At 63.3% G+C, this 23,344-nt stretch carries 22 protein-coding genes and 1 pseudogene; 16 read left to right on the top strand and 7 right to left on the bottom strand.

Annotation, left to right across the window (positions count from 1 at the left end; translation table 11 throughout):
• Positions 1-12 precede the first annotated feature (12 nt).
• Positions 13-1,018, top strand: a pseudogene (locus tag V1273_RS21490) (Bug family tripartite tricarboxylate transporter substrate binding protein).
• A gap of 317 nt (positions 1,019-1,335) precedes the next feature.
• Here the strand turns inward: V1273_RS21490 and V1273_RS21485 are convergent.
• Positions 1,336-2,583, bottom strand: coding sequence for a glycerophosphodiester phosphodiesterase family protein (locus V1273_RS21485; protein ID WP_334410791.1), 1,248 nt, complete (start codon positions 2,581-2,583; stop codon positions 1,336-1,338).
• Positions 2,584-2,686: 103 nt separating this feature from the next.
• On the opposite strand from V1273_RS21485, the gene V1273_RS21480 reads away from it, so the two are divergent.
• Both V1273_RS21480 and V1273_RS21475 read left to right on the top strand, forming a co-directional pair.
• The gene (locus V1273_RS21480; protein WP_334410790.1) at positions 2,687-3,001 is read left to right on the top strand and encodes a hypothetical protein; all 315 of its coding nucleotides are present in this window, start codon (positions 2,687-2,689) and stop codon (positions 2,999-3,001) included.
• A gap of 225 nt (positions 3,002-3,226) precedes the next feature.
• Positions 3,227-3,556 (top strand): twin-arginine translocation signal domain-containing protein, encoded by a 330-nt coding sequence (locus V1273_RS21475; protein ID WP_334410789.1) that lies wholly within the window; start codon positions 3,227-3,229, stop codon positions 3,554-3,556.
• Positions 3,557-3,633: 77 nt separating this feature from the next.
• On the opposite strand, the gene V1273_RS21470 is transcribed toward V1273_RS21475, so the two are convergent.
• The 3 genes from V1273_RS21470 to V1273_RS21460 all read right to left on the bottom strand — a co-directional run bounded on the left by V1273_RS21470 (position 3,634) and on the right by V1273_RS21460 (position 5,829).
• Positions 3,634-3,888 carry a GCG_CRPN prefix-to-repeats domain-containing protein gene (locus V1273_RS21470; protein WP_334363306.1) on the bottom strand — a complete coding sequence of 85 codons (255 nt, stop codon included), beginning with the start codon at positions 3,886-3,888 and terminating at the stop codon, positions 3,634-3,636.
• Between the two features lie 83 nt (positions 3,889-3,971).
• Positions 3,972-4,994, bottom strand: coding sequence for an alpha/beta fold hydrolase (locus V1273_RS21465; protein ID WP_334410788.1), 1,023 nt, complete (start codon positions 4,992-4,994; stop codon positions 3,972-3,974).
• Between the two features lie 130 nt (positions 4,995-5,124).
• Positions 5,125-5,829, bottom strand: a complete 705-nt coding sequence (locus V1273_RS21460; protein ID WP_334363305.1) for an ArsR/SmtB family transcription factor — start codon at positions 5,827-5,829, stop codon at positions 5,125-5,127.
• Between the two features lie 252 nt (positions 5,830-6,081).
• Here V1273_RS21460 and V1273_RS21455 point away from each other — a divergent pair, with 252 nt between their 5' ends.
• Both V1273_RS21455 and V1273_RS21450 read left to right on the top strand, forming a co-directional pair.
• A complete protein-coding gene (locus V1273_RS21455; RefSeq protein ID WP_334363304.1) occupies positions 6,082-6,390 on the top strand; it encodes an NIPSNAP family protein in 309 nt (102 codons plus the stop codon).
• Between the two features lie 66 nt (positions 6,391-6,456).
• A complete protein-coding gene (locus V1273_RS21450) occupies positions 6,457-7,269 on the top strand; it encodes an isocitrate lyase/PEP mutase family protein (protein WP_334410787.1) in 813 nt (270 codons plus the stop codon).
• Between the two features lie 117 nt (positions 7,270-7,386).
• Here V1273_RS21450 and V1273_RS21445 read toward each other — a convergent pair whose 3' ends face one another.
• From V1273_RS21445 to V1273_RS21435, 3 genes are all read right to left on the bottom strand, one after another.
• On the bottom strand, positions 7,387-8,127 hold the full coding sequence (locus tag V1273_RS21445; RefSeq protein ID WP_334410786.1) for a class I SAM-dependent methyltransferase: 741 nt from the start codon (positions 8,125-8,127) through the stop codon (positions 7,387-7,389).
• Positions 8,128-8,328: 201 nt separating this feature from the next.
• A complete protein-coding gene (locus tag V1273_RS21440) occupies positions 8,329-8,739 on the bottom strand; it encodes a hypothetical protein (RefSeq protein ID WP_334410784.1) in 411 nt (136 codons plus the stop codon).
• Entirely contained in the window at positions 8,694-8,981 is a 288-nt protein-coding gene (locus tag V1273_RS21435) for a hypothetical protein (protein ID WP_334412322.1), read from the bottom strand. Before V1273_RS21435 ends, V1273_RS21440 begins: the two co-directional genes overlap by 46 nt.
• A 337-nt stretch (positions 8,982-9,318) precedes the next feature.
• Here V1273_RS21435 and V1273_RS21430 point away from each other — a divergent pair, with 337 nt between their 5' ends.
• The 11 genes from V1273_RS21430 (at position 9,319) to V1273_RS21380 (ending at position 23,338) form a co-directional block, all read left to right on the top strand.
• Entirely contained in the window at positions 9,319-12,810 is a 3,492-nt protein-coding gene (locus V1273_RS21430; RefSeq protein ID WP_334410783.1) for an indolepyruvate ferredoxin oxidoreductase family protein, read from the top strand.
• Positions 12,811-13,194: 384 nt separating this feature from the next.
• A complete protein-coding gene (locus V1273_RS21425) occupies positions 13,195-13,704 on the top strand; it encodes a DUF4262 domain-containing protein (protein ID WP_334410782.1) in 510 nt (169 codons plus the stop codon).
• Between the two features lie 178 nt (positions 13,705-13,882).
• Positions 13,883-14,209 carry a GcrA family cell cycle regulator gene (locus V1273_RS21420; protein WP_334363297.1) on the top strand — a complete coding sequence of 109 codons (327 nt, stop codon included), beginning with the start codon at positions 13,883-13,885 and terminating at the stop codon, positions 14,207-14,209.
• A 323-nt stretch (positions 14,210-14,532) separates the two neighbouring features.
• The gene (locus V1273_RS21415; protein WP_334410781.1) at positions 14,533-15,681 is read left to right on the top strand and encodes a thiolase domain-containing protein; all 1,149 of its coding nucleotides are present in this window, start codon (positions 14,533-14,535) and stop codon (positions 15,679-15,681) included.
• The gene (locus V1273_RS21410; RefSeq protein WP_334363295.1) at positions 15,681-16,070 is read left to right on the top strand and encodes a Zn-ribbon domain-containing OB-fold protein; all 390 of its coding nucleotides are present in this window, start codon (positions 15,681-15,683) and stop codon (positions 16,068-16,070) included. The genes V1273_RS21415 and V1273_RS21410 overlap by 1 nt, the downstream gene beginning before the upstream one ends.
• Positions 16,071-16,275: 205 nt before the next feature.
• Complete coding sequence (locus V1273_RS21405; protein ID WP_334363294.1) at positions 16,276-17,136, top strand: MaoC/PaaZ C-terminal domain-containing protein; 861 nt, start codon at positions 16,276-16,278, stop codon at positions 17,134-17,136.
• A 153-nt stretch (positions 17,137-17,289) separates the two neighbouring features.
• Complete coding sequence (locus tag V1273_RS21400; protein ID WP_334410780.1) at positions 17,290-18,168, top strand: SDR family oxidoreductase; 879 nt, start codon at positions 17,290-17,292, stop codon at positions 18,166-18,168.
• Between the two features lie 21 nt (positions 18,169-18,189).
• Positions 18,190-18,642: a GNAT family N-acetyltransferase gene (locus V1273_RS21395; RefSeq protein WP_334363292.1), complete on the top strand. Its 453-nt coding sequence runs from the start codon at positions 18,190-18,192 to the stop codon at positions 18,640-18,642.
• A gap of 67 nt (positions 18,643-18,709) precedes the next feature.
• On the top strand, positions 18,710-19,663 hold the full coding sequence (locus tag V1273_RS21390) for a dihydrodipicolinate synthase family protein (RefSeq protein ID WP_334410779.1): 954 nt from the start codon (positions 18,710-18,712) through the stop codon (positions 19,661-19,663).
• Between the two features lie 4 nt (positions 19,664-19,667).
• On the top strand, positions 19,668-20,468 hold the full coding sequence (locus V1273_RS21385) for an NUDIX hydrolase (protein WP_334381885.1): 801 nt from the start codon (positions 19,668-19,670) through the stop codon (positions 20,466-20,468).
• A gap of 191 nt (positions 20,469-20,659) precedes the next feature.
• The gene (locus tag V1273_RS21380) at positions 20,660-23,338 is read left to right on the top strand and encodes a PAS domain S-box protein (RefSeq protein ID WP_334410778.1); all 2,679 of its coding nucleotides are present in this window, start codon (positions 20,660-20,662) and stop codon (positions 23,336-23,338) included.
• Positions 23,339-23,344: the final 6 nt, after the last annotated feature.

Genomic DNA, 23,344 nt, shown 5'->3' with positions numbered 1-23,344 from the left:
GGAGGAAAAAAGATGCCCTTAAAATTCAACCGCCGTCATTTCATCGCTGCTGGTACCGCCGCTGCCGCAATGCCCTTGCTGTCGCGTGGCGCCTCCGCGCAAGCCGCGTGGCCGTCGCGGAATATCCGCATGGTCTGCAGCTACCCGGCGGGCGGGCAGACGGATCTGCTCGCGCGCGCCTTCGGCGATTTCATCTCCAGGCAGGTGGGGCAGAACGTCGTCATCGAAAACAAGGCGGGCGCTTCCGGCTCGATCGGCGCGGCCGAAGTTGCACGCGCCGCGCCCGATGGCCACACCATCCTGTGCTCGATTTCGACCACCTATGTGATGAATCGGGTGATGATGAAGAACCCCGGCTACGACATGGACAGAGACCTGACGCTCGTCAGCATCATTCCGGGTGCCGGGCTGCTGCTGGTCGCGAGCCTGGCGTCCGGCGTCAAAACGCTGGACGATTTCGTCGCGTTCGCGCGCAAGAAGGGCCAGGTGAATTTCGGCACCTATAGCACGGGCTCGGCCCCGCACATGACGATCAACGAACTCAACAAGCAGTACGGCCTCAAGATAGAACCGATCCACTACCGGGGCGAAGCGCCGATGTGGACGGGCCTGATGGATGGCACGCTTGACGTCGCGATGGGCAGCTACACGGCCGCTCAACCCGTCCTGCAAGGCAACCACGGCGTGGTGTTCGCGGTGCATTCGAAGAAGGTCGCCGCGATCCCGAACGTCTGCCCATCGCGACGTCAAGACCCTTCCCGAACAAGGCGCGACATCGAAGTTCTTCACCATCAGCGGCTTCACAGGCTGGGCATTGCCGAAGGCGACGCCGCAGCCGATCGTCGATCGGCTTTCGGAACTCTGCGTGGCCGCCAACAACGATCCGAAAGTGAAGGAAGTTCTCGCGACGTTCGTGCTGGAGCCGGCAATCGGCTTCAAGGAAAGCAATGCGCTTTATCAGCGCGAATTGCCAACCTGGATCGAGACCGCGCAGGCGCTTGGCCTGGAGCCGGCGTAGCGTAAGTAGGGGTAGTTAGCCTACGGGCCTGTGTGAGGTGAGCACATCGGTCAGGCTCCCTCCCCCCTTGCGGGGGAGGGTTGGGGAGAGGGGTAAGCCGCGGGCGAGATGAGTCGATGTGCGCACCGCCTCCTCAATTCAATCTCGGTCGCCCGTTGTGACGCCCACATCGAGAGAGCACGTCGTGCGGCACCCCTCTCCCTAACCCTCCCCCGCAAGGGGGGAGGGAACCCTGCCCCTGGTGCGTCCCTCACAGCATTGCAAGCAGTGGCCAATTAGACGCGATGGGTTTCGCTCCGCTCTACCCTACAAGCCTCTCACTTCATCCCCGTGCAGCTCGCATAAAACGTCGTCGTTGCGGGCCAGTCCGAGAACATGCCGCGGATGCCGACCTGCTTGGCGAGCACGTCCAGCACCGTCAGCGTATCGCCGTCGCGGTCGACCGCCGACTTGATCGACTTGTGATAGAAGCCGCCGCCCTTGTTGAGCGGGCCGTCGCGTTCCAGCGACCAGCCGATCAGGTCGAGGCCGGCGGCCTTCGCAGCCTTGGCGTATTCGGACGGGACGATTTCTCGTCTGTCGTTCAGCGTCAGCATGGTCCAGATCGGTGGGCCGAGGATCGCGACGCCTTGCGACTTCAATTCCGCCATCGACGGCTTCCACGTCTCCGGCTTGTTGGGATCGAGACCCTGCTTTTCGTAGCGCTCTTCGAGATAGACCGCCTGTTTCGCGAATTCCGGTTCGGTCTTCACCCAGTAGAGCACGTCGGCGAGATTAAAGCTTTGCGCAAAGACATCGCTCGGCGGAATGCCGGCCTTCTTGTAGGCGTCCAGCATCTGCGATGCGTATTTCTCCTGCGTGTAATCGCCGTCGAACGGCATCGCCACCTCGGGTGCCTTGAGCTCAGGCGTGAACTTGGCGCCGAGACTTTTGATCAGCGCGATGCTCTCGTCATGCGTCATCAGCGTGCCGGAGCTTGCATAGAGGTCGGTGCGCCAGCGCGGCGTGCCGTTCTGATATTCCTCAGGCGTCTTCGCGTCGGGATTGAAGCCGTCCATCTTCGCGCGCAGCCGCCGGAATTCGGCGAGCGTGATGTCTGACGTGCAGCACTTTGCGGAGGCTTTCTTGCCCGTCGCGGAATCTGCCGGGCTGAAGGCTTGCGTGCATTTTGCGGCAAGCTCCGGCACGGTCAGGATGTTGGTGGTGGTGTGCAGGTCGCACTGCGAATGGCGGCACACGAGTTGGCGGTCTTTCGTAAACGTCACGTCGCATTCGATGATGCCGGCGCCCATCCGGGCGGCGGCAATATAGGACTCCCTGGTATGCTCGGGAAATTCCAGCGCGGCGCCGCGGTGGCCGATGGAAAAATCGGTCTTGCGGAACGGCCCGGTGCACTGGCTGAGTTGTTGCTTCAGCGGCCCGTCTTTCATCTTGTCGACGAGATAGAACGGCCGCGGGCCAATCTGTGGCTCGCGCGGCAGCGGGATGTCCTCGGCCGCGGCGGGAGGGATTGCGGTCAACAGCCAGAGCGCTGAGAGGAGGGCGGAGCGATGGCGGACGGGCATGGGTGGCACCTCGGATAACGCATTGCGCGCAGCCTTGATATCACGGAGCATGTGACAGTTGCGTGTTGAATAGGTTTCGTAGAGCCAAAGCAGGGAGAATGAAATGCCCGCAGCTTTTTTCGTCGTCCGCGCCACCGTGTCCGATCCCACCAGGCGTCAGGCCTTCGACGCTTGGTACTCACGTGAGCATCTGCCGGATGCGATGAAATCGTTCGGCGCGGTGAAGGCGTGGCGCTACTGGAGCGCGACCGATCCATCGCTGCACGAGGCGATGTACCAGTTCACGGACAAGGCTGCGCTCGATCGCGCGATCGAGGGGCCGGAGATGAAACGCCTGGTCACAGACTTCAACCGCGACTGGCCGGACGTGACGCGGACGCGCGAGGTGCTGGTGCTTGCCGAGGAGCGCGTGGCGTAAGACGCGAGACGACGTGTCCGCCGTAGAGAAGACGCGTCGTCACACATGCGCGCGACGCAGAAATACCGCGAAGACGACAAAAAGTTCCGCTGCAAAAAACAGCGCGCGAAAATAATTCTCGAACGACTCCGTTCGCAGCAAAGCTGAACACGCAGTTCACCGCGCGTTCATCTCGGCACATCGAAACTCTCTTTCTTGCACACAGCAAACGGAGGAAGGGATGTGATGGAACGCCGCCACTTTCTGAAGCTCGCCTTTGGATTTGCCGCGGGCGGTGTCGCGCTCGCAGCGAGCGCGGAGGCCGCGCCGCTGATGCCGGCACCGCTCGCCGATGACGCGAAACTGCCCGCCAACAAGGATGCTCAACCTGCTGTCACGTCAGGCAAAGAGGTCGATCGCCTCGCGCCTGAAGAAGCACGATGGGGCCGCGGCCGACGTCGCGGTTGGGGCCGAAGGCACTGGGGCTGGCGCCGCCGCCGTTGGCGCCGCCGGCACTGGGGCTGGTATCGCCGCCGTCGCTGGCGCCGCCGCTACTGGCGCCGTCGCTACTGGTAAGACTTCGCCGCGGATTGTTTAGAGAAGCAATAAAAAAAGCCCCGCGCGAGCGGGGCTTTTGTCATGCTTGCGAATTCTCAGTAAGCGCGGCAGCGTCCATAGCGCCACACGGTGCCGTAGGGGCACACGCGGCCGGGCCGCACCACGACGGCCGGAGCTGCAGGACGCACCACGACGACCGGTGCCGCCGGCCGAACAACGACCCGGCGATTGGGTTGGCAGCCGCCATAGGGGCCGCGATGCCAGCCGGGGCCGCATCCGCCCGCAGCTTCCGCCGCGCTAAAGCTGGCAATGGTGCCCAGGGCCAAAACTGCTGCGAAAAGGTACTTCATGTTTTCTCCCGTTCTTGGCCGCAAGGCGGCACGCAACGGAACTTAGTTACGAGACCTGAATGGAACATGAATGTTCCCTGATGCTATGGGGCGGCCAAAAATCCAAGCACCAGCTCGCCGTATTTCGCCGGCGCTTCCAGAAAGACCAGGTGTCCGGTGTTCGGAATCACCTCGGCTCTGCCGCGGGCCATCTTGGCGGCGAGCGCTTTGGCCAGCTCGGCGTTCTGCCCCATTTTCGCGCGCAGCGCTTCCGGTGCGCTGGCTCTTCCCGGCGCGTTGTGATCGTCGGCGCCCATCACGAACAGCGTCGGCTGCGTGATCAGCGGGATCTCGCGCACGACAGGCTCGCGATAGATCATCTGTGCGGAACTGACGAACGCGCGCAGCCAGCGCGAATATTCGGCGCTGCCCTTGATGTTGAAACGCGCATCGATGAACGGCGTGATTTGTTCGGGCGGCAGCTTTAGCGCGTAATTGGTCTCGAGCTGCTTGCGATAGCCGTCCGCTGTGAGTTTATCTTCGTTCTCCAAAATCTTTTCGGTCGGCGTCGGCGGGACGTAGAGCCGATAATCCTCCAGCCCGATCGGAGCGGTCAGCACCAGATGCGCGATCCGGTCAGGGTAGGCGCGTGCGATCCGCACCCCGAGCATGCTGCCAAGCGAATGCGCCACGATGTCGGCCTTGGCGATTTGCAGATGATCGAGCAGCGCGATCGTGTTGCGCGCCAGCGTATCGAAATGCAAATCGCCTTGCGGCTTCGATGATTTTCCAAAGCCGATCTGGTCCGGCACCACCACGCGGTAACCGGCATCGCTCAAGGTCTTGATGACCGGCGCCCAGTAGCTCGATGGAAAATTACGGCCGTGCAGCAGCACCACGCTGCGTCCATTGGGCTGCGCGGGAGCTATGTCCATATAGGCCATCCGCACCGGCTCGCCGTCGTTGACCAGCGGCAGCAGATGGACCGGGTAGGGATAGGCAAAACCTTCGAGCGCAATGCCGTAGGGTTCGCGCGTGGCCGGTCGTTCGGTTTCCGCCGCGGCCGCAGACAACAACGGCATCGCGGCCAATGCGGCTGCTAACGCGCCGACGCACATCCCTCGCATCCCAGAACTCCTGTTCCCAAGACAGGAGCGTATTGGTGCCGATGTCGCGCGGTGTAAAGACTTTGCATTTCACGTTTTGGCGAGAGCGCGAGTTGATTAACCCTCATGGTGAGAAGGCGCGCAAGAGCCATCACGAATGAGCTTCGCTGCTCCCAAACAGCGCTGCGAACCGCTTTTCGCCGGTGCGCGTGAAGTTCACGACGCGGCTGCCGGGCGCGGGATCGCGCGCCGCCCAGTTCAATTCGGTGAAGCGGTTCATTACTGCAGCGCCCAGCGTGCCGGCGAGATGGTGCCGCCGTTCGCTCCAGTCGAGACAGGCCTTGCACACGGGCCGCCGCGGATGGGCGAGCATATCTGCGTCGATCTGCAGCGCCTCGGCGATGAAGCGCTTGCCCTCGCCGGTGAGTTCGATCGCCTGTTTGGTTTGCCGGACCAGCTTTTGCTTTCGCATGCTGTCGAGCATCTGCACGCCGAGATCGCCGGCCAGATGATCGTAGCAGATCCGGGCGCGGCGCAGCGCCGGCTCCTTCGGCCCGGTGCGCACGCGCGTGTGCCCGGCGCGTTCGGCAAGGCCCGCCAGCCCTTCGAGCACGCCCGCAACATCGGGGCCGGTGAGACGGTAATAGCGATGACGGCCCTGCTTCTCCGGCTCGATCAGGCCGCCGGTCTCGAGCTTGGAAAGATGCGAACTGGCGGTCTGCGGCGTGATGCCGGCCTGGTGCGCCAGCTCGCTCGCGGTCAGCGCGCGGCCGTCCATCAGCGCGGTCAGCATGTTGGCGCGGGCGGGATCGCCGACCAGGGAGGCGACCATGGCGATATCAGGACCTGCTTTCATAGTTCGATGATAGCCGAAGCATCGCGGTAGGGCAAGCGGGTAGTCTCGCCTCGAACGTCATTGCCTGCGACAAACGCGAAGCGTTTGCGCAAGGGAGCGCAGCGACGACTTGTCCGCCGTAGCTTTAGCGAAGGCGGAAGCAATCCATTCCTCCGCTTGTGGAGCTATGGATTGCTTCGCGGAGCCTGTCATCCGGCGGCGCTTTGCGCCGACCGGGTGGCTCGCAATGACGGGGAAACATTGGAGAGCATCATGACCGTCACCGTCTTCATCCGCTATCAACTCGACCCGTTCAAGCGCGCCTTGTTCGAAGAATACTCCAAAAACTGGCTCACCATCATTCCGAAATGCGGCGGCGACCTGATCGGCTACTGGATGCCGCACGAGGGCACCAACAACATCGCATTCGCGCTGATCTCGTTCGACAGCCTTGCGTCTTACGAAAGCTACCGCGCACGGCTGCGCGCGGACAGCGAAGGCAAGGCCAATTTTGATTTCGCCGAGGAGAACAAGTTCATCCTCGCGGAGGAGCGGACGTTTCTGCGCAAGGTCGTGGCGTGAGACGTCTGGCGGAGAAGATGCAGCGTTACTATGTAGGCGGCGCCAACAAACCGAGGGGAGCGACCCATGCTGACATCTGCTGACAAACGCGCCGCATTCAGGAAGTTGCACGAGAGCGGATGCTTCATCATCCCCAATCCGTTTGACGTCGGCAGCGCGAAGGCGTTGCAGCATCTCGGCTTCAAGGCACTGGCGTCCACCAGCGCCGGCTTTGCCTGGACGCTGGGCAAGGCCGACAACCACGTCACCGTCGACGACGTCTGCGCCCATCTCACAGCGATCTGCGCGGCGGTCGATATTCCGGTCAACGCCGATTTCGAGGACGGCTTTGCGCACGAGCCGGACAAGGTCGGCGCCAATGTCGCGCGCGCGGTTAAGACCGGCGTGGCCGGCCTGTCGATCGAGGATTTTACCGGCGACAACGCAAAGCCGCTGTTCGATCGCGCGCTCGCCGTCGATCGCATCAAAGCGGCGCGCCAGGCGATCGATGCCGACAAAAGCGGCGTGCTGCTCACCGGCCGCTGCGAGGCGTTCCTGCGCGGGCAGAAGGATTTGAAGCTCGTGATCGACCGGCTCACCGCCTATGCCGAAGCCGGCGCCGATTGCCTCTATGCGCCCGGCATCGCGACGCCGGAAGAGATTTCGGCGGTCGTGAAAGCGGTGCATCCAAAGCCGGTCAATCTCCTGGTCGGCGCGGCCGGCCCATCGCTGCAGGCGGCCTCCGATCTCGGCGTGCGCCGCATCAGCGTCGGCGCTTCGCTGGCGCGGATGGCCTGGGCCGGCTTCATGAAGGCGTCAAAGGAGATGGCGGAGAAGGGCACCTTCGGCGAATTCGCCAACGGCTATCCCGGCGGCGAGATCAACAAGATGTTCAGCTAGGTCCCAATGGCCGAAGGCGTCAGATGACTGCTGCTTCTCCCGGATAGCGGCCATCGATCTTTAAGGCGGTGGTCAATCGCGAGCCGCCCGTGTCATGCGGCGCGGGCGGCTCGACTCTCAACGCGTTTCTGTCTTTCGCGCTGAGACCAGGAGCATCATCGGCCGCTCCAGCTCTTCGGCCAGTTCGGGCAAGCGCTCGATCTGTTCGTGCGTCGGGGCGAATTCCTCGACCCGGCGCAACTCGAAGCCCGTATCAATCAGCGTGTTGAGCGTCGTGCCGAGGGTCCGGTGATACTTCAGCACGCCCTTGGCGAACCAGTCCGCGCGGCGCTCGCCCTCGACCGAGTAGCCGTTGACCGGCCAGGTCTTGCGGCCGTCTTCATCGGCGATCCAATGCGGATGCGCCGCAGCCATGAAGATCGGATGCTCTATCGTGAAGACCAGATCTCCGCCGCCGACCAGCGCCTTGTGGATCATGCGCGCGAGGCGCCGGAAATCCTCGACATAGTGGAAGGTCAGGGCGCTGTGGATGAGGTCGAAAGCCGCTTCGGGCAACTCCAATGTCTCAAGATCGGCGAGCAGATATTCAATGTCCGGGTCCGAGGTATCGACCTTGGCGCGTGCGATCATGTTCTGCGACAGATCGAGGCCCAGCACCGAGACCGCGCCTTGCGCGCGCATCCAGCGCGAGGCCCAGCCGAAGCCGCAACCCAGATCGGCCACGCGCTTGCCGGTTAGCGCGGGCAGCATAGCCCGGACAGCCGGCCATTCCGGCGCGCCGTCCAGCCCCTGCACCTGGCGAGGTAATCGGCTGTAGCCGGCGAAGAAATCGGGATTGTCGTAGATATTCTGCGCCACGTTTGTCTCCGTAATGGAGCGAGGGCGAGGCACGTTTCAAGAGCCGATAGACCTCGCCCGCGAGGGGCGAGGCCAGGGTTGGCCAGTGTGCATCGCGCGATCGTTATCCTCTGGCTTTGATCAATCGGTTCTGAGCCTGGACAACGCAAAAAAACAGCGGGCCATTTTGCCCGCTGTACGTCGTTTGGGATTGATCAACCGCTACTGCTTGGAGCGATCGACCTCGGTGCCGGTCGGTTCCTGCGATCGCGGCGTCGGGCGATTGGTCGCGGCGCCCGTGGTCGTGCCAGGATCGGTGTTAGTGCGCGGCGTTACGTCACGCATGCCCGGAGGCGCCGACGGGTTGGCCGGCTGCGTCTGCTGCGCGGTGTTGGTCGACGAGGTACCGGCCTGCTGCACGGTGGTGTTGTTCAGGCCATAGAACAGCGCGCCGAGTACGAGCGCGATGGCAACGGCGAACATCGCAACCTTGGCGCCACTCGGCGGACCTTCGGACAGCGCGGGATCGGGCTGCAGCTCATTGTCGAGACTGTTGAAGCGGGCCTGACGGCGGACTTCTTCATCGCTCAGGCCGGCGCGGTAAGGATCGTTCGGATCGGGTTGGTGTGCCATGAATGGGTTCCTCCGTTAGGCATCCCAAGTAAGCGTGGAGACAATGGCTGGCGTGCGCGGATGTTCCGAGCCAATGTTGCAACCCCGTAATGTTGGAACCCGGTGATTCCCTCGAAGGAGGGATCGGCCGATTGCAGATTGGCGTTGCCGGGCAGGTAAACCGCGATTGCCCTGACATCCGCATCGCTCATCTGCGAGGTCGAGTTGATCACGACCTCCGACATCAGTTCGCCGGCGTTCATGACCTTCGCCGGCCACTAACGCAGTGCACAAAAGCAGCGCCGCGAGAATCGCCCGCATGGTCGTCCCTGCACCGATTGACCTTCTGGAGCGTTGTGGCGCGAAAGTGCGCACAGCGGGGGCGCCATGCCGTTTCGCGCCGAGGCTTCCGGACGACACAAACCGAAATGCCGCGTCGATTTTCCCGGCACGATATTGCGAAGTTTGAGGGCGCGGCTTTCTTGCCGAGATTTGTGGTGCGCGGCCCGGAAAAACCGACATAGACTGGTTCTAACGAGTTCAGATGCTTAGCTAAAAAAGCGTCGTCACGATCAAGGCTTACCGCCAAAGAGGGCTGCAATGGGAATTAACCAGGGTCCGATCAGTCTCGATCAGAAGTACACGCAAGGGTCCGGCCACATCTTCCTGACCGGCATCCAGGCGCTGGTCCGCCTGCCGATGGCGCAAATTCGCCGCGACCGCGCCGCAGGGCTCAACACCGCGGGCTTCATCTCCGGTTACCGCGGCTCCCCCTTGGGCGGTTACGACCAGCAGCTCTTCGCAGCCCGCAAACATCTCGAACAGTACAACATCAAGTTCCAGCCCGGCGTGAACGAGGATCTCGCGGCCACCGCGATCTGGGGCTCGCAGCAGCTCAATCTCTCGCCCGGCGCCACGTACGACGGCGTGGTCGGCATCTGGTACGGTAAAGGCCCCGGCGTCGACCGCTGCGGCGACGTGTTCCGCCACGGCAACACGGCCGGCTCGGCTAAACATGGCGGCGTGCTGTGTCTCGCCGGCGACGATCACGGCGCCAAATCCTCTACCGTCCCGCATCAGTCCGACCACGCCTTCATCTCCGCGCTGATGCCGTACCTCTATCCCTCCAGCATCCATGAAATGATCGAGATGGGTCTGTTGGGTATCGCGATGTCGCGCTACTCCGGCTGCTGGGTCGGCATGAAGGTGATCACCGAGACGGTGGAAACCACCGCCGAGATCGACCTCACCGACGAGATGACGCCGTTCGCGATCCCGACCGATTTCGAGATGCCGCCGGGCGGCCTCAACCTGCGCTGGCCCGACGACCGCTATGCGCAGGACCTGCGCCTGCAGGACTACAAGGGCTATGCCGCGATCGCGTTTGCGCGCGCCAACAAGATCAACCGCATCACCATGGATTCGCCGAATGCCCGCTATGGCATCATGGCATCCGGCAAGAGCTACGAGGACATCCGTCAGGCGCTGCGCGAGCTCGGGATCACCGAGGAGGTCGCCGCCAAGATCGGCTTGCGGCTTTACAAGATCGGCATGCCCTGGCCGCTGGAGCCGGAAGGCGTGCGCAATTTCGCCATCGGCCTCGAGGAAATCTTCATCGTCGAGGAGCGCCGCGAGATCGTCGAGAACCAGGTCAAGCAGGAGCTGTTCAACTGGCGCGACGACGTCCGTCCGCGCATCGTCGGCAAGATGGACGACCACGACAAGCGGTTTCTCACCTTCGCCGCTGAGCTCAGCGTTGCGTCTCTTGCGAGCTCGCTGACCGAACGCCTGCTTCGACTTAATCTCAACCCCGAAATCGCCGCGATGCTGCGCGCCAAGGCCGACTGGTTCAATGGCCGACAGGCGACCCAGATGCAGGCCGTCGCGCCGGTCACCCGCACGCCGTATTTCTGCTCGGGCTGCCCGCACAACACCTCGACCAAGGTGCCGGAAGGCAGCCGCGCCTTCGCCGGCATCGGCTGTCACTTCATGGCGCTGTGGATGGACCGCAACACCGAGACCTATACCCATATGGGAGGCGAGGGCGTGCCGTGGGTCGGCGTCGCACCCTTCACCAAGGAAGAGCACGTGTTCGCCAATCTCGGCGACGGCACCTACTTCCATTCGGGCAGCCTTGCGATCCGCCAGGCGATCGCCTCGGGCGCCAATATCACCTACAAGATCCTCTATAACGACGCGACCGCGATGACCGGCGGCCAGCACGTCGACGGCGAGTTGTCGCCGCAGCAGATCACCTTCCAGCTCCATTCAGAGGGCATCCGCAACATCTACCTCGTCTCGGAAAATCCCGACGCCTATCCGGCGTCCGAGATAGCACCCGGCGTCAAGACCGCGCATCGCGACGAGCTTCAGGATGTCATGAAGATCTGTCGCATGCTGAAGGGAACTTCGGCGATCGTGTTCGTGCAGACCTGCGCCGCCGAAAAGCGTCGCCGCCGCAAGCGCGGCCTGATGGAAGACCCGGCGCGCCGCGTCATGATCAATCCGGCCGTGTGCGAAGGCTGCGGCGATTGCTCGGTGCAGTCGAACTGCATCTCGGTCGAGCCGCTGGAAACCGAGATGGGCCGCAAGCGCACCATCAACCAGTCGACCTGCAACAAGGATTACTCTTGTCTGAAGGGCTTTTGCCCGTCCTTCGTCACCATCGACGGCGGCAAGCCGCGCCGCCGCGCGCCGGCCAGCCTTGGTGATATCGACGATTTGCCGGAGCCGGCCTCACTCCCGTCGTTGGAACGGCCCTACAACATCGCGGTCGGCGGCGTCGGCGGCACCGGCGTCTTGACCATCGGTGCGCTGCTCGGCATGGCCGCCCATATCGAGGGCAAGGCCAGCATGATCCTCGACATGTCCGGCCTGGCGCAGAAGGGCGGCGCGGTGCTGAGCCACGTCCGGCTTTCCGAACACACCGCCGACGTCACCTGTTCGCGGATCGTCACCGGTACCGCCGATCTCGTGATGGCCGCCGACGAGGTGGTCGCCGCTGCCAAGGATACCATCACGCTTTGTGAAGCTAGCCGTACCGTTGGCGTCATCAATACCCACGTGATCCCGACTGCCGACTTCATCCTCAACCGCGATTTCAATTTCCAGAGCCGCAAGGTCAACCACGTGCTGGAGACCGAGCTGCGCAAGGATTCGTGTTTCTACGATTTCACCAAGCCTGCCGAAGCGCTGCTCGGCGACTCCATTGCCACCAACATCATGATGCTGGGCTATGCCTATCAGAAGGGCCTGCTGCCGCTGTCGGCAAAGGCTATACTGCAGGCGATCGAGGTCAACGGCGTTTCGATCAAGATGAACACGCAGGCCTTCCAGCTCGGCCGTCTCGCCGCGGCCGATCCGGCGCGGCTCGACGCCATGATGAAGGGCCAGGACGAGCCAGTGGTGGCGAAGACGCTGGAGGTGATGACGCTGGACGAGATCATCGTCCATCGCAGCGCGCACCTCGCCGACTACCAAAATACCGCGCTCGCCGAGCGTTATCGGGCTCTCGTGAAGCGAGTCCGTGATGCGGCAATCGACGGCGGCTATGGCGAGGCCTTGCCGCGGGCGGTCGCGATCAACTACGCCAAGCTGCTCGCCTACAAGGACGAGTACGAAGTCGCGCGGCTGTTCACCGATGGCCGCTTCGAAAAGCAGCTCCGCGACCAGTTCGAAGGCGAGTTCAAGTTCAATTTCAATCTGGCGCCGCCGATCCTCGGCGGTGGCCTCGATGCGCTGGGGCGGCCGAAGAAGCGCGCCTTCGGCGCGTGGATGATGCCCGTGTTCCGGACGCTCGCGAGGCTTCGCTTCCTCCGCGGCACGCCGCTCGACATTTTCGGCTACAGTGCCGACCGCAAGCTCGAGCGCGACCTGATCGTGGCTTACGAGAGGGATGTCGAAACCGTGCTCGGCCTGTTGTCGCCGATCACGCACGACACCGCCGTCGAGTTGTTGTCCTTGCCCGACCGCATCCGCGGTTATGGCCCGATCAAGGAGAAGGCGGTCGCGGACGCCAAAGCCCGCCACGCGCAGCTAACCGCCGACCTCGCCAGCCCGCCCCCCGCGCCGCGGCAGTTGGCGGCGGAGTAAGCCCCGTGTCCCGGACGCGGCGCAACGCTCCCGGCGATGCGAAGCATCGTCCGGTGCGTTGCGCCGCAGAGCCGGGACCCATCTCACCGCATAGGCCCCGGCTCAGCAGCGCACCGCTAGCGCGCTGCGCTGCGTCCGGGGCACGAGAGCCGGGTGGGGTGGGCAAAGGCGCAAAGCGCCGTGCCCGCCTTGCAAAGCCTAAACCCTCATGGTGAGGAGCGCGTCTTCGAGCGTCTCGAACCATGCGGCCCCGATCCCACCTGCGGCAATCCTTCGAGACGACCGCTTCGCAGTCTCCTCAGGATGAGGTATGTAGATGTGGCTGCGTACGGTGGGTTAGCGAAGCGTAACCCACCGTACGCCTATCACACCCGATGTGCATGCATGTTCACTGCCCTTGATGCCGACCCTGAACGGCTTGACCAACACGAGCAGAACTTCGTTCGGCGGATTCGCGAACATGGCTGGTTTGGCATGCACGTCATGCCAGACGATAAAGGGCCTGGTTTCTCCTACACAACCGGCTTCTGGCTGAAGTTCAGGTTTCCAGAGGTGTTGTTGTTCTCGATGTCGAAAGAGAACGCCCAGGATACGTTCTGGCACATCTATCGCGAACTCGAAGCCGGGCGACGTTCTCCGGTTGGTGAGCCAACCGGTCAGATCTTCGACAATGCCGCGGCCGTGCTTCTGCCAGTGTCGCGCGCGCAGTATCAATCTCACCTCGGATGGTGCAGATGGTTTTATGGAAATGACAGCTTCGAATGTCTCCAACTGGTATTCCCGGATCGAGGCGGAGAGTTTCCGTGGACAGCGGGATCGTCGGCGGATTTTCGAGAGGCTCAGCCTGATTTGACCGCCGGTAATTGGTCCGGCGTGCGCGATCGCTACAACTGATTGCCTGCTGGGCAATCAAGGAGTGGGTCGTCTCCGCGCGGCAGATGGCAGTGAAGTGGAAAGCCGAGTAGGGGTATCGGTCCTCAACGACGCGGCATTACCGACGAGACCATTTCCTCGCTCAAGCAACGTGAGCAACGACTAGCCTGTCGCTCGCAGTCGATGTATAATCATCTCCATGGGTTGGGATGCGAAAGACGTAGCACTGCTCAAAAAGCTCTGGGCCGATGGCCACAGCGCCGGTCAGATCGCAAGTCGGCTAGGCCTGAGCCGTAATGCCGTGAGCGCCAAGTTGCAGCGCATGGGCCAGAAGCGCGGTCGCAAGCCGCCAACCGCGAACCCCAGGATCGTGTCGGTGCCGAAGCGAAAGGTAGCGCAGTCGGCCTGTGCCCGCCCGGCCGACAAGGTCGTGTCCCAGCGCAAGCCGGCGGCAACGCAGCCCAAGGAATTCACCAAGCGCCAGCTCTACGCGATGCTGGTCGATGCGGTCAGGAATACCGGCTGACGCTTGCTGATTGGCCCGTCGGCAAACCAGCGGGCGCCGCCGTGCGGCACCCATCCAAAACCATCCACAAGCCCGCTGCCGTCACCCGGCATTCCCTGCACCCTCTCATCAATGAGGGCGCCGCGCCGCGAGAACGCGGCGCTGTGAAACGTGGAGCCGAACGGCGGGCGCGCGTTCCGGCCTGATAAGATTTTCGCCGATAATCATCCCGACTTGAGTCTAGTCGCTACGCTCTCGCCCGGCGGAATATTTCCGCGCTTGCCAAGGGGGCGGCGACAGGCCAGAAAAACTTTCGGAAAGAAGAAACGCCAACGGAGAACGATTTGACCATCAAAGGCAAAGCCTACATTGCCGGGATCTACGAGCATCCCACCCGGCACGCACCCGATAAATCAACGGCACAGTTGCACGCCGAGGTCGCCAAGGGCGCGATCGAGGATGCCGGGCTCACCAAAGCCGATATCGATGGCTATTTCTGTGCCGGTGACGCTCCCGGCGGCGCCTGGCCGATGGTCGATTACCTCGGATTGAAGGTGCGCCACGTCGATTCCACCGAGACCGGCGGCTGTTCCTATTTGATCCATCTCGGCCATGCGGCTGAAGCGATTGCCGCGGGCAAATGCTCGATCGCGCTGGTCACGCTCGCGGGCAAGCCGCGCACCGGCCCGATGCCGCCGCGCGCAGCGGGCGCGGAGGCTGATTTCGAGGCGGCCTATGGCGCCACCACCCACAATGCCTATGGCATGTGTGCCATGCGCCACATGCACGACTACGGCACCACCAGTGAGCAGCTCGCCTGGATCAAGGTCGCGGCATCTCATCACGCCCAGTACAACCCGCACGCCATGCTGAAGGAAGTCGTCACCGTCGAGGACGTCATCAACTCGCCGCTGATTTCGGACCCGCTGCACCGCATGGACTGCTGCGTCGTCACCGATGGCGGCGGCGCGATGATCGTGACCACGCCGGAGATCGCCAAGAGCCTGAAGAAGCCGCTTGTGCGGCTGATCGGCCATGGCGAGGCGATGAAGGGTCCGCGCGGCGGCAAGGATCTCGATCTTACGTATTCCGCCGGCGTCTGGTCCGGCCCGCGCGCCTTCGAGGAAGCGGGCGTGACGCCAAAGGATATCAAGTACGCCTCGATCTACGACAGCTTCACCATCACGGTGCTGATGCAGCTCGAAGACCTCGGCTTCTGCAAGAAAGGCGAGGGCGGCAAGTTCGTCGCCGACGGCAATCTCATTTCGGGCGTTGGCAAGCTGCCGTTCAACACCGACGGCGGCGGCCTCTGCAGCAATCACCCGGTCAACCGCGGCGGCATGACGAAAATCCTCGAGGCCGTCCGCCAATTGCGCGGCGAAGCGCACCCGAAGGTGCAGGTCAAGAATTGCGACCTCGCGATCGCCCATGGCACCGGCGGTCTTCTCGGCGTGCGTCACGCCGCCTCAACCTGCATTCTGGAGCGCGTGTGATGGCTGAAGCAAAGAAATATCCGGCGCCGGTGACCAATCCCGAAACTGCCCCGTTCTGGGAAGCCGCCAAGGCCGGCAAGTTCATGATCAAGCGCTGCACGGCTTGCGGCGAGGCGCACTACTTCCCACGCTCGATCTGCCCGTTCTGTTTTTCGGACAAGACGGTGTGGGAGGAAGCTTCCGGCGAGGCGACGGTCTACACCTACAGCCTGATGCGGAAGTCGCCGACTGGTCCATATGCGATCGCTTATGTGACGCTGAAGGAAGGACCGTCGCTGCAGACCAACATCGTCGACTGCGATCTAACGAGCCTGAAGATCGGCCAGAAGGTGAAGCTGGTGTGGAAGCCAACCGACGGCGCTCCACTGCCGTTCTTCACCGCGGCCTAGCCCTAGAAAGTACCTTCCCCCCTTGCGGGGGAAGATGGCAGCGAAGCTGCCGGAAGAGGGGTGTCTCTCCACGAGAGAGATGTATTTGCCGAGGCAACCTCTCTCCCAAGCGAGTTTGTGTTCGACGCCGGTGTAGCCCTCTCCCGCAAGGGGAGAGGGCGCTGTAACGGGCGCCGGCAAAAGAGGTTCGGGGAGAAGAAACGAAATGCCGATCAACTACGAACAGCTCATGGCCCTGAAAAATCTCGGCCAGAAATACGCCTATACCGATCGCGAGGTGATGCTCTACGCTTATGGCATCGGCATGGGCGCCGATCCGATGGACGAGAGCGAACTCGCCTTCGTCAACGAGGGCACTTTAACTCCGCGTCCCCTGAAGGTCGTGCCGACCTTCGCCTCGGTGGCGGCCTGGGGCTCAAGCCCCGGCGAAATGAACCTCAACCGTGTCATGGTGGTCGACGGCGAGCGCGACATCACCTTCCACAAGCCGCTGCCGAGCGCGGCCAAGATCACGGCCGACTCGACCGTGCTCGACGTCTTCGACAAGGGCAAGGACAAGGGCGCCGTCATCCGGCACCAGACCGTGTTGAAGGACGAGAACGGCGACAAGCTGGCCACGCTCGTCGCTTCGCGTTTCGCCCGCGGCGACGGCGGTTTTGGCGGCCCATCCGAAGGCCAGCCCGAGCCGCACAAGGTTCCGAACCGCGCGCCCGACAAGATCGTCGATATCACGACGCGCCCGGACCAGGCGCTGGTCTACCGGCTCTGCGGCGACCGCAATCCGCTGCACTCAGATCCCGAGTTTGCGAAGAAGGCTGGCTTTCCGCGGCCGATCCTGCACGGCATGTGCACCTACGGCATCACCTGCCGCGGCGTGCTGCAGACCTACGCCGATTACGATCCATCGGCCTTCAAGCAGCACGTTGCCCGCTTTTCCTCGCCGGTCTATCCCGGCGAGACCGTAACGATGGAGATGTGGAAGGACGGCAACATCGTCTCGTTCGAAGCCAAGGTGAAGTCGCGCGGCGTCACGGTGATCAAGAGCGGCAAGACGGTGCTGGGTTAGATCTCGTTCCCCGGACGCAGCGCAGCACGTAGTGATGCGCTGCTGAGCCGGGGCCCATGACGGAGCCACGATGGGTCCCGGCTCTGCGACGCAGCCTTTCACGCTGCATCGCGTCCGGGACACGAGAACGGAAAACAAGGCGGGAGAAACACCATGGGATTGCTCGACGGCAAAGTTGCCATCATCACCGGTGCAGGCGGCGGGCTCGGTGAGGCCTATGCCAAACTGTTCGCGCGCGAGGGGGCGGCCGTCGTGGTCAACGACCTCGGCGGTCCCCGCGACGGCTCCGGCGCCGACGTCTCCATGGCGCAGAAGGTCGTCAACGCCATCAAGGAAGAGGGCGGCCGCGCCGTCGCTAATGGCGCCGACATCTCGACCATGGCCGGCGGGCAATCGGTGTTCGACGACGCCATCAAGAATTTCGGCCGCGCCGATATCCTGGTGAACAATGCCGGCATCCTGCTCGACGAAACCTTCGCCAAGGCCAAGGAGGCCAATTGGGACAAGGTGATCAGGGTGCACCTCAAAGGCACCTTCTGCTGCACCCAGCCGGTGTTCAAATGGATGCGCGAGAATGGCGGCGGCGTCATCGTCAATACCTCCTCAACCTCGGGCCTGATCGGCAATTTCGGCCAGACCAACTATGGCGCCGCCAAGGGCGGTATCTGGGGACTGTCAAACGTGCTGGCGATCGAGGGCCGCAAGTACAACATCCGGTTCTGGACCCTGGCGCCGGGCGCGTTGACCCGCATGACCGCAGATCTGCCGCGCTATAGAGAGAACCCTGGCGCCGCGCTCGGCCCGGACGGCATCGCGCCGGCCGTGCTATACATGGTCAGCGATTTGTCGGGCGACCAGACCGGCAAGGTGCTCGGCGTCTCCGGCCCGCGCGGGGTGCGGGAGATGCGGATGATGGAAATGGAAGGCTGGAAGCCGCCGTTCACGGGCTGGAAGGCCGAGGACATCGTGACCCACGCCAAGGAGATCTTTTTCTCCGAAGAGCAGATCAAGATGGGCGCGCGACGGTTCTGATTTCGGTGTGATGGAGGTGCCATGCTAGCGTTGCGGCCCGCGCGTCCGGAGGAAGGTGCAGCTCTCACCGAGCTGTGCCTGCGCTCAAAGGCGGTCTGGGGGTATGACGACGCCTTCATGGCGGCCTGCCGCAAGGAGCTTACGCTGACGCCGACGAGCATCCTGGCGTCCCAGGTGCAGGTCGCCGAGCTCGACGGCCGCCTCGTAGGGCTTGCCGAAGTGAAATGCAGTGGCGATACGGCGCAGCTCGAAAAGCTGTTCATCGAGCCGACCATGCTGCGGACCGGAACAGGTCGAAAGCTGCTCGATTGGGCCAAAACCATCGCCCGCGCGGCTGGCGCCACCGCACTCATCATCGAAGCCGACCCCGATGCGGCCGAATTTTACCGCTGCATGGGGGCGATCGATGACGGGCTTGTTCCATCGGGCTCGATCCCGGGCAGGCTCATTCCGAGGCTTAATCTGGCGCTTTGAGGGGCAGGTCGGTGGTGCTATCCATGATCAGAAATATTCCGTCCAGCCCCTGCCAAAGAAGGTAATCATGAAGCTCACCGCCCAGGCCGCAGGCACGTTCGCAATCGCGCCGACGCCGTTCCACGACGACGGCCGCATCGACGAGAAATCGATCGATCGCCTGACCGACTTCTACGCCGAAGTCAGCTGCGACGGCGTCACCGTGCTCGGCATCTTGGGCGAGGCACCGAAGCTCGATGCTGCTGAGGCCGAGCAGGTAGCGATCCGCTTCGTCAAGCGCGCCAAAAACATGCAGATCATCGTCGGCGTCTCGGCGCCCGGTTTTGCCTCGATGCGCTCGCTGGCGAAAGCGTCGATGGATGCTGGCGCTGCCGGCGTGATGATCGCGCCGCCGCCGCATTTGCGCACCGATGATCAGATCACGGGCTATTTCAAGCAGGCGCAGGAAGCGATCGGCGACGAGATCCCCTGGGTGCTGCAGGACTATCCGCTGACGCTCAACGTCATCTTCACGTCCGCCGTGATCCGCAAAATCGTGATGGATTCGCCGTCCTGCGTGATGCTCAAGCACGAGGACTGGCCGGGCCTGGAGAAGATCACGACGCTGCGTAATTTCCAGAAGGACGGCTCGCTGCGGCCGCTGTCGATCCTGGTCGGCAACGGCGGTCTGTTCCTCGACTTCGAAATGGAGCGCGGCGCCGACGGCGCCATGACCGGCTACGCTTTTCCGGAACTGTTGATCGACGTCGTGAAGCTGTCGAAAGCCGGCAAGCGCGACGCCGCTCACGATCTGTTCGATGCGCACCTGCCGCTGATCCGCTACGAGCAGCAGCCAGGCGCGGGCCTGTCGGTGCGCAAATACGTGCTGCAGAAGCGTGGCATCATCTCTTCCAGCGCGCAGCGCAAGCCCGGCGCGACGATTACGGCGACGGCAAAGGCCGAAGTCGATTATCTGTTGTCGCGGGTGGCGCGCGTCGACCGCCGCGCCAATCTGCAACCGCAGTCCAGCGCGGCGGGCTAGTCATATGGCCGAAGCCGTCGCCCCGCGTCCTGCATCCACGATCCTGCTGCTGCGCGACAGCGCAGACGCCAAGGAAATCGAGGTCTTCATGATGGTTCGCCATTATGAGATCGATTTCAATTCCGGCGCGCTGGTGTTTCCCGGCGGCAGTGTCGACAAGGGTGACAAGGAGATCATCGCGCGGCCCGAACTCTATTCGGGAGGCGAGGGGCTCGACGAAGCCACGCTGAGTTTCCGCATCGCCGCGATCCGCGAAACGTTTGAGGAAAGCGGCATCCTGCTGGCGCGGCCGAAGGGGGCGACGGCGTTGGTCGATGCCAAACGCGCCAGCGAGATCGAGGCTATCAATCGCGCCGACCTCTGCGACAGCAAGATCACGTTCCTTAACGTGCTGTCCGACAACGGCATGGTGCTGGCGCTCGACAAACTCGTTCCTTACGCGCACTGGATCACACCGGAGGGCATGCCGAAGCGCTTCGACACCTGGTTCTTCCTTGCCGCCGCGCCACCGGAACAGGTCGGCGCCCATGACGGCCGGGAATCCATCGACTCGATCTGGGTATCGCCGCGCGAGGCGCTGGAGGGCGGTGAGAGCGGGCGCTTCAAGCTGCCGTTCCCGACCACCCGCAACCTGATCAAGCTCGGCAAGCAGGCCAGCGTGAAGGCTGCGCTCGACGACTCCAGAGGCAAATCGGTCGTCACCGTGACACCCGTGATGACCCGGAACAATGGCGGCCGGCAGCTCCGCATTCCCCCCGAGGCCGGCTATGACGGCGAGGTGTTCGAGGTCGGCTCGGTCGGCTGACGGTCCCAAATCGCCTCGGTATCCACGGGCGGTCCTGCCGGCCATCCCCATCGGGAAAGGTTAACAGCCATTCGCCTTGGCTGGCCCGCCTCTTTTGGGTCCGGATGGCTAATCCGGCCGATTCCGGCATGTTCCCTACGGCCCGAAATACATCGTATATTGCGCCCGATTGGAGCCCGGCCCCGACCCACATGACCGCTGAAACGCCGCCGAATTCGCCGCCGCGATCGTTCTCGCTTTCGATCGGCCAACTGACATTCGGCAGTTTCATGCTGGTGCTGGCGGTGATCATCATCACCTCGACCGCCAGCGTCATTGCCATCCGCCACATCGATTCGACCTTTGCCGAGTTGCAGCGGCTGCAGAGCGTCGGCGATCTGGCCGAGGATATCGATCGCCGCATGAACGAATTGCGGCTGGCGGCGCGGGATTTCGTCACCGATCGCGGCAACCAGTCGCTTCAGGTTGGCGAAGCCGCCAACGCGCTCGGCGAGATCCTGAAGAAGACGCGGCTTGAGCTCGCGCCGGAGCAGCAGGACATGATTGACGGCGTCACCGAGCGCCTGGCAACCTACCGCACCGGCATCGAGCGGATTTCCGCGCTGATCAACCGCCGCGCCGAGATGATCGTCGCGTTGCCGCCCTTGCGCGAGCAATTCGATACGGCGATCGCCGAGGCATCCGATCCCAAGCTTGCGATGGCCCTGGCTCAGACCCAGAGCCGGATCGCTTCGGCGTTGCTTGCGCATAACCCTTCGGCAGCCGAACAGGCTGCGGAAAGCATGCGCTCGATGACGATCGCGGACTCAAAGCTGCGCGCGATCGTCGACGATTATGCGCTGGCGATTGTCAACATATCGATCCGCGAACGGCAGATATCCGACATAGACAGGGAAGTGCTCGGTGCGGAGGGCCGCCTGATCCAGCGCGTCACCGAATTGTTGCGCGACGTCAGCGAGCGGCGGGGGCGCGTCCTCTCGCGTGAATTTGCGAGGACCCTGACGGAGGCGAAATGGCAGAGCATCGTTCTCGGCACTGCCGGCGTCCTGATCGGACTGTTTGCGTCGCTGCTGGTGGTCCGGCGCACCGTGCGTCCGCTTGCCGCGATCGCAGGCTCGATCCGCGCGGTAGCCGGCGGCGAGAAGAACGCCTCGATCCCGGCGACTGACGTGGACAACGAGATCGGCGACATCGCCCGCGCGGCCGAAGTATTCCGGCAAACGCTGGTCGATGCCGACACCGCACGCGAGGCGGCGGTGCGTGCGCTCGCCGAACAGCGGCTTGCGGAGGAAAGTTACCGTAAGCTGTTCGAGTCCTCGGTCGACGGAATTTACGTCACGACGCCCGGCGGCGCGCTGCTGAACGCCAACCCGGCGCTGGCGCGGATGATGGGCTATGCCACGCCGCAGGGTCTGATCAACGGCATCGGCGACATCGCGGATACCGTTTACGTCCACCCCGAGGCGCGGGCGGAATACGAGCGGCTCATGCAGCGCGACGGCATGGTGCGCGAATACGAGTACCAGGTTCGCACGCGCAACGGCTCGGTGCTGTGGCTGTCCGACAGCGCGAGCGCCGTGCACAACGAGGCCGGCATTGTCGTCCGCTACGAAGGAACGGTGCGCGACATCACCGACCAGAAGCGGGCCGAGGATGCGATCGCCGAAGGCCGCCGCCTGCTGCAAATGGTGATCGACACCGTGCCTGCGGTCATCAACGTCAAGGATAAGCAGCTCCGCTACGTCCTGATGAACCGCTATATGGCCGGCATTTTCGGGGTCGAGCCGGGGTATGCGATCGGCCGCACCACCGCCGAGTTGATGTCGCGCTACGGCGCGGAAAAGACCGACGAGCCCGACAAGCGGGTGCTGGCGGTTGGCAAGGAACTCGGCTTCTACGAGGAAGAATACAAGGACGCGTCCGGCCATATGCGGCAATGGCTGGTCAACAAGCTGCCGATCCTGGATGCGGCCGGCGAGATCGAGAACATCGTGACGGTTGCGCTCGACATCGGGGAGCGCAAGCGCGTCGAATCCGAGATGCGCAAGGCCAAGGATGCGGCGGAGGGAGCGCTACGGAACCTGCGCGAGACGCAGAATTCGCTGATCGAGGCGGAAAAGCTCGCCGCGTTGGGACGGCTGGTGGCCGGCGTAGCCCACGAGGTCAACAATCCCGTCGGCATCAGCCTGACGGTGGCGTCCGCGTTGGAGCGAAAGACGTCGAACTTTGCAGCGGAGGTCGCCCGCGGCGAGTTGCGCCGCTCCAGCCTGAACGATTTTCTCGATACAAGCCGCTCGGCGTCTTCGCAGCTCGTCGCCAATCTCAACCGCGCCGCCGAGCTGATCCAGTCGTTCAAGCAGGTCGCCGCTGATCGCAATTACTCGGACCAGCGCACCTTCGACCTCGGCGATCTCACCGAGCAGGTGGTGATGTCGTTGCGGCCGGGCCTGCGCAAGCACAATCTGACGCTCAATGTCGAGTGCCAGCCCAACCTGATGATGAACAGCTATCCCGGGCCGTACGGACAGGTGCTTACCAACCTGTTCCTCAATTCGGTGGCGCATGCCTTCCCGGACGGCAAGCCGGGCACGGTCGATATCCAGGTGCGGGAGTCCGGCAAGGACAATGTCGAGATCATCTTTTCAGACAACGGCATCGGCATGAGCCTCGATGTCCGCCGCCGCGCCTTCGATCCGTTCTTCACCACGCGGCGCGATCAGGGCGGCACCGGGCTCGGCCTGCACATCGTCTACAGCATCGTGACGACCCGCCTCGGCGGCCGGCTCGACCTTGATTCCGAGCCGGGCGGCGGCACGCGCATTCAAATGATCCTGCCGCGCACGGCGCCGCTGGAGCAGGCGGCGGAATAGGGGCGC

Origin of the sequence: Bradyrhizobium sp. AZCC 1721 (assembly GCF_036924715.1) — a bacterium.
GTDB lineage: Bacteria > Pseudomonadota > Alphaproteobacteria > Rhizobiales > Xanthobacteraceae > Bradyrhizobium.
Note: the sequence above shows the minus strand (reverse complement) of the source record. Positions and strands in the feature narration are given on the sequence as shown.

What these genes read in the sequence shown, in the direction of transcription:
- V1273_RS21485 (WP_334410791.1), bottom strand. Translation starts at nt 2,583, where the DNA reads ATGCCCGTCCGCCATCGCTCCGCCCTCCTCTCAGCGCTCTGGCTGTTG.
- V1273_RS21480 (WP_334410790.1), top strand. Translation starts at nt 2,687, where the DNA reads ATGCCCGCAGCTTTTTTCGTCGTCCGCGCCACCGTGTCCGATCCCACC.
- V1273_RS21475 (WP_334410789.1), top strand. Translation starts at nt 3,227, where the DNA reads ATGGAACGCCGCCACTTTCTGAAGCTCGCCTTTGGATTTGCCGCGGGC.
- V1273_RS21470 (WP_334363306.1), bottom strand. Translation starts at nt 3,888, where the DNA reads ATGAAGTACCTTTTCGCAGCAGTTTTGGCCCTGGGCACCATTGCCAGC.
- V1273_RS21465 (WP_334410788.1), bottom strand. Translation starts at nt 4,994, where the DNA reads ATGCGAGGGATGTGCGTCGGCGCGTTAGCAGCCGCATTGGCCGCGATG.
- V1273_RS21460 (WP_334363305.1), bottom strand. Translation starts at nt 5,829, where the DNA reads ATGAAAGCAGGTCCTGATATCGCCATGGTCGCCTCCCTGGTCGGCGAT.
- V1273_RS21455 (WP_334363304.1), top strand. Translation starts at nt 6,082, where the DNA reads ATGACCGTCACCGTCTTCATCCGCTATCAACTCGACCCGTTCAAGCGC.
- V1273_RS21450 (WP_334410787.1), top strand. Translation starts at nt 6,457, where the DNA reads ATGCTGACATCTGCTGACAAACGCGCCGCATTCAGGAAGTTGCACGAG.
- V1273_RS21440 (WP_334410784.1), bottom strand. Translation starts at nt 8,739, where the DNA reads ATGGCACACCAACCCGATCCGAACGATCCTTACCGCGCCGGCCTGAGC.
- V1273_RS21435 (WP_334412322.1), bottom strand. Translation starts at nt 8,981, where the DNA reads ATGAACGCCGGCGAACTGATGTCGGAGGTCGTGATCAACTCGACCTCG.
- V1273_RS21430 (WP_334410783.1), top strand. Translation starts at nt 9,319, where the DNA reads ATGGGAATTAACCAGGGTCCGATCAGTCTCGATCAGAAGTACACGCAA.
- V1273_RS21425 (WP_334410782.1), top strand. Translation starts at nt 13,195, where the DNA reads ATGTTCACTGCCCTTGATGCCGACCCTGAACGGCTTGACCAACACGAG.
- V1273_RS21420 (WP_334363297.1), top strand. Translation starts at nt 13,883, where the DNA reads ATGGGTTGGGATGCGAAAGACGTAGCACTGCTCAAAAAGCTCTGGGCC.
- V1273_RS21410 (WP_334363295.1), top strand. Translation starts at nt 15,681, where the DNA reads ATGGCTGAAGCAAAGAAATATCCGGCGCCGGTGACCAATCCCGAAACT.
- V1273_RS21405 (WP_334363294.1), top strand. Translation starts at nt 16,276, where the DNA reads ATGCCGATCAACTACGAACAGCTCATGGCCCTGAAAAATCTCGGCCAG.
- V1273_RS21400 (WP_334410780.1), top strand. Translation starts at nt 17,290, where the DNA reads ATGGGATTGCTCGACGGCAAAGTTGCCATCATCACCGGTGCAGGCGGC.
- V1273_RS21395 (WP_334363292.1), top strand. Translation starts at nt 18,190, where the DNA reads ATGCTAGCGTTGCGGCCCGCGCGTCCGGAGGAAGGTGCAGCTCTCACC.
- V1273_RS21390 (WP_334410779.1), top strand. Translation starts at nt 18,710, where the DNA reads ATGAAGCTCACCGCCCAGGCCGCAGGCACGTTCGCAATCGCGCCGACG.
- V1273_RS21385 (WP_334381885.1), top strand. Translation starts at nt 19,668, where the DNA reads ATGGCCGAAGCCGTCGCCCCGCGTCCTGCATCCACGATCCTGCTGCTG.
- V1273_RS21380 (WP_334410778.1), top strand. Translation starts at nt 20,660, where the DNA reads ATGACCGCTGAAACGCCGCCGAATTCGCCGCCGCGATCGTTCTCGCTT.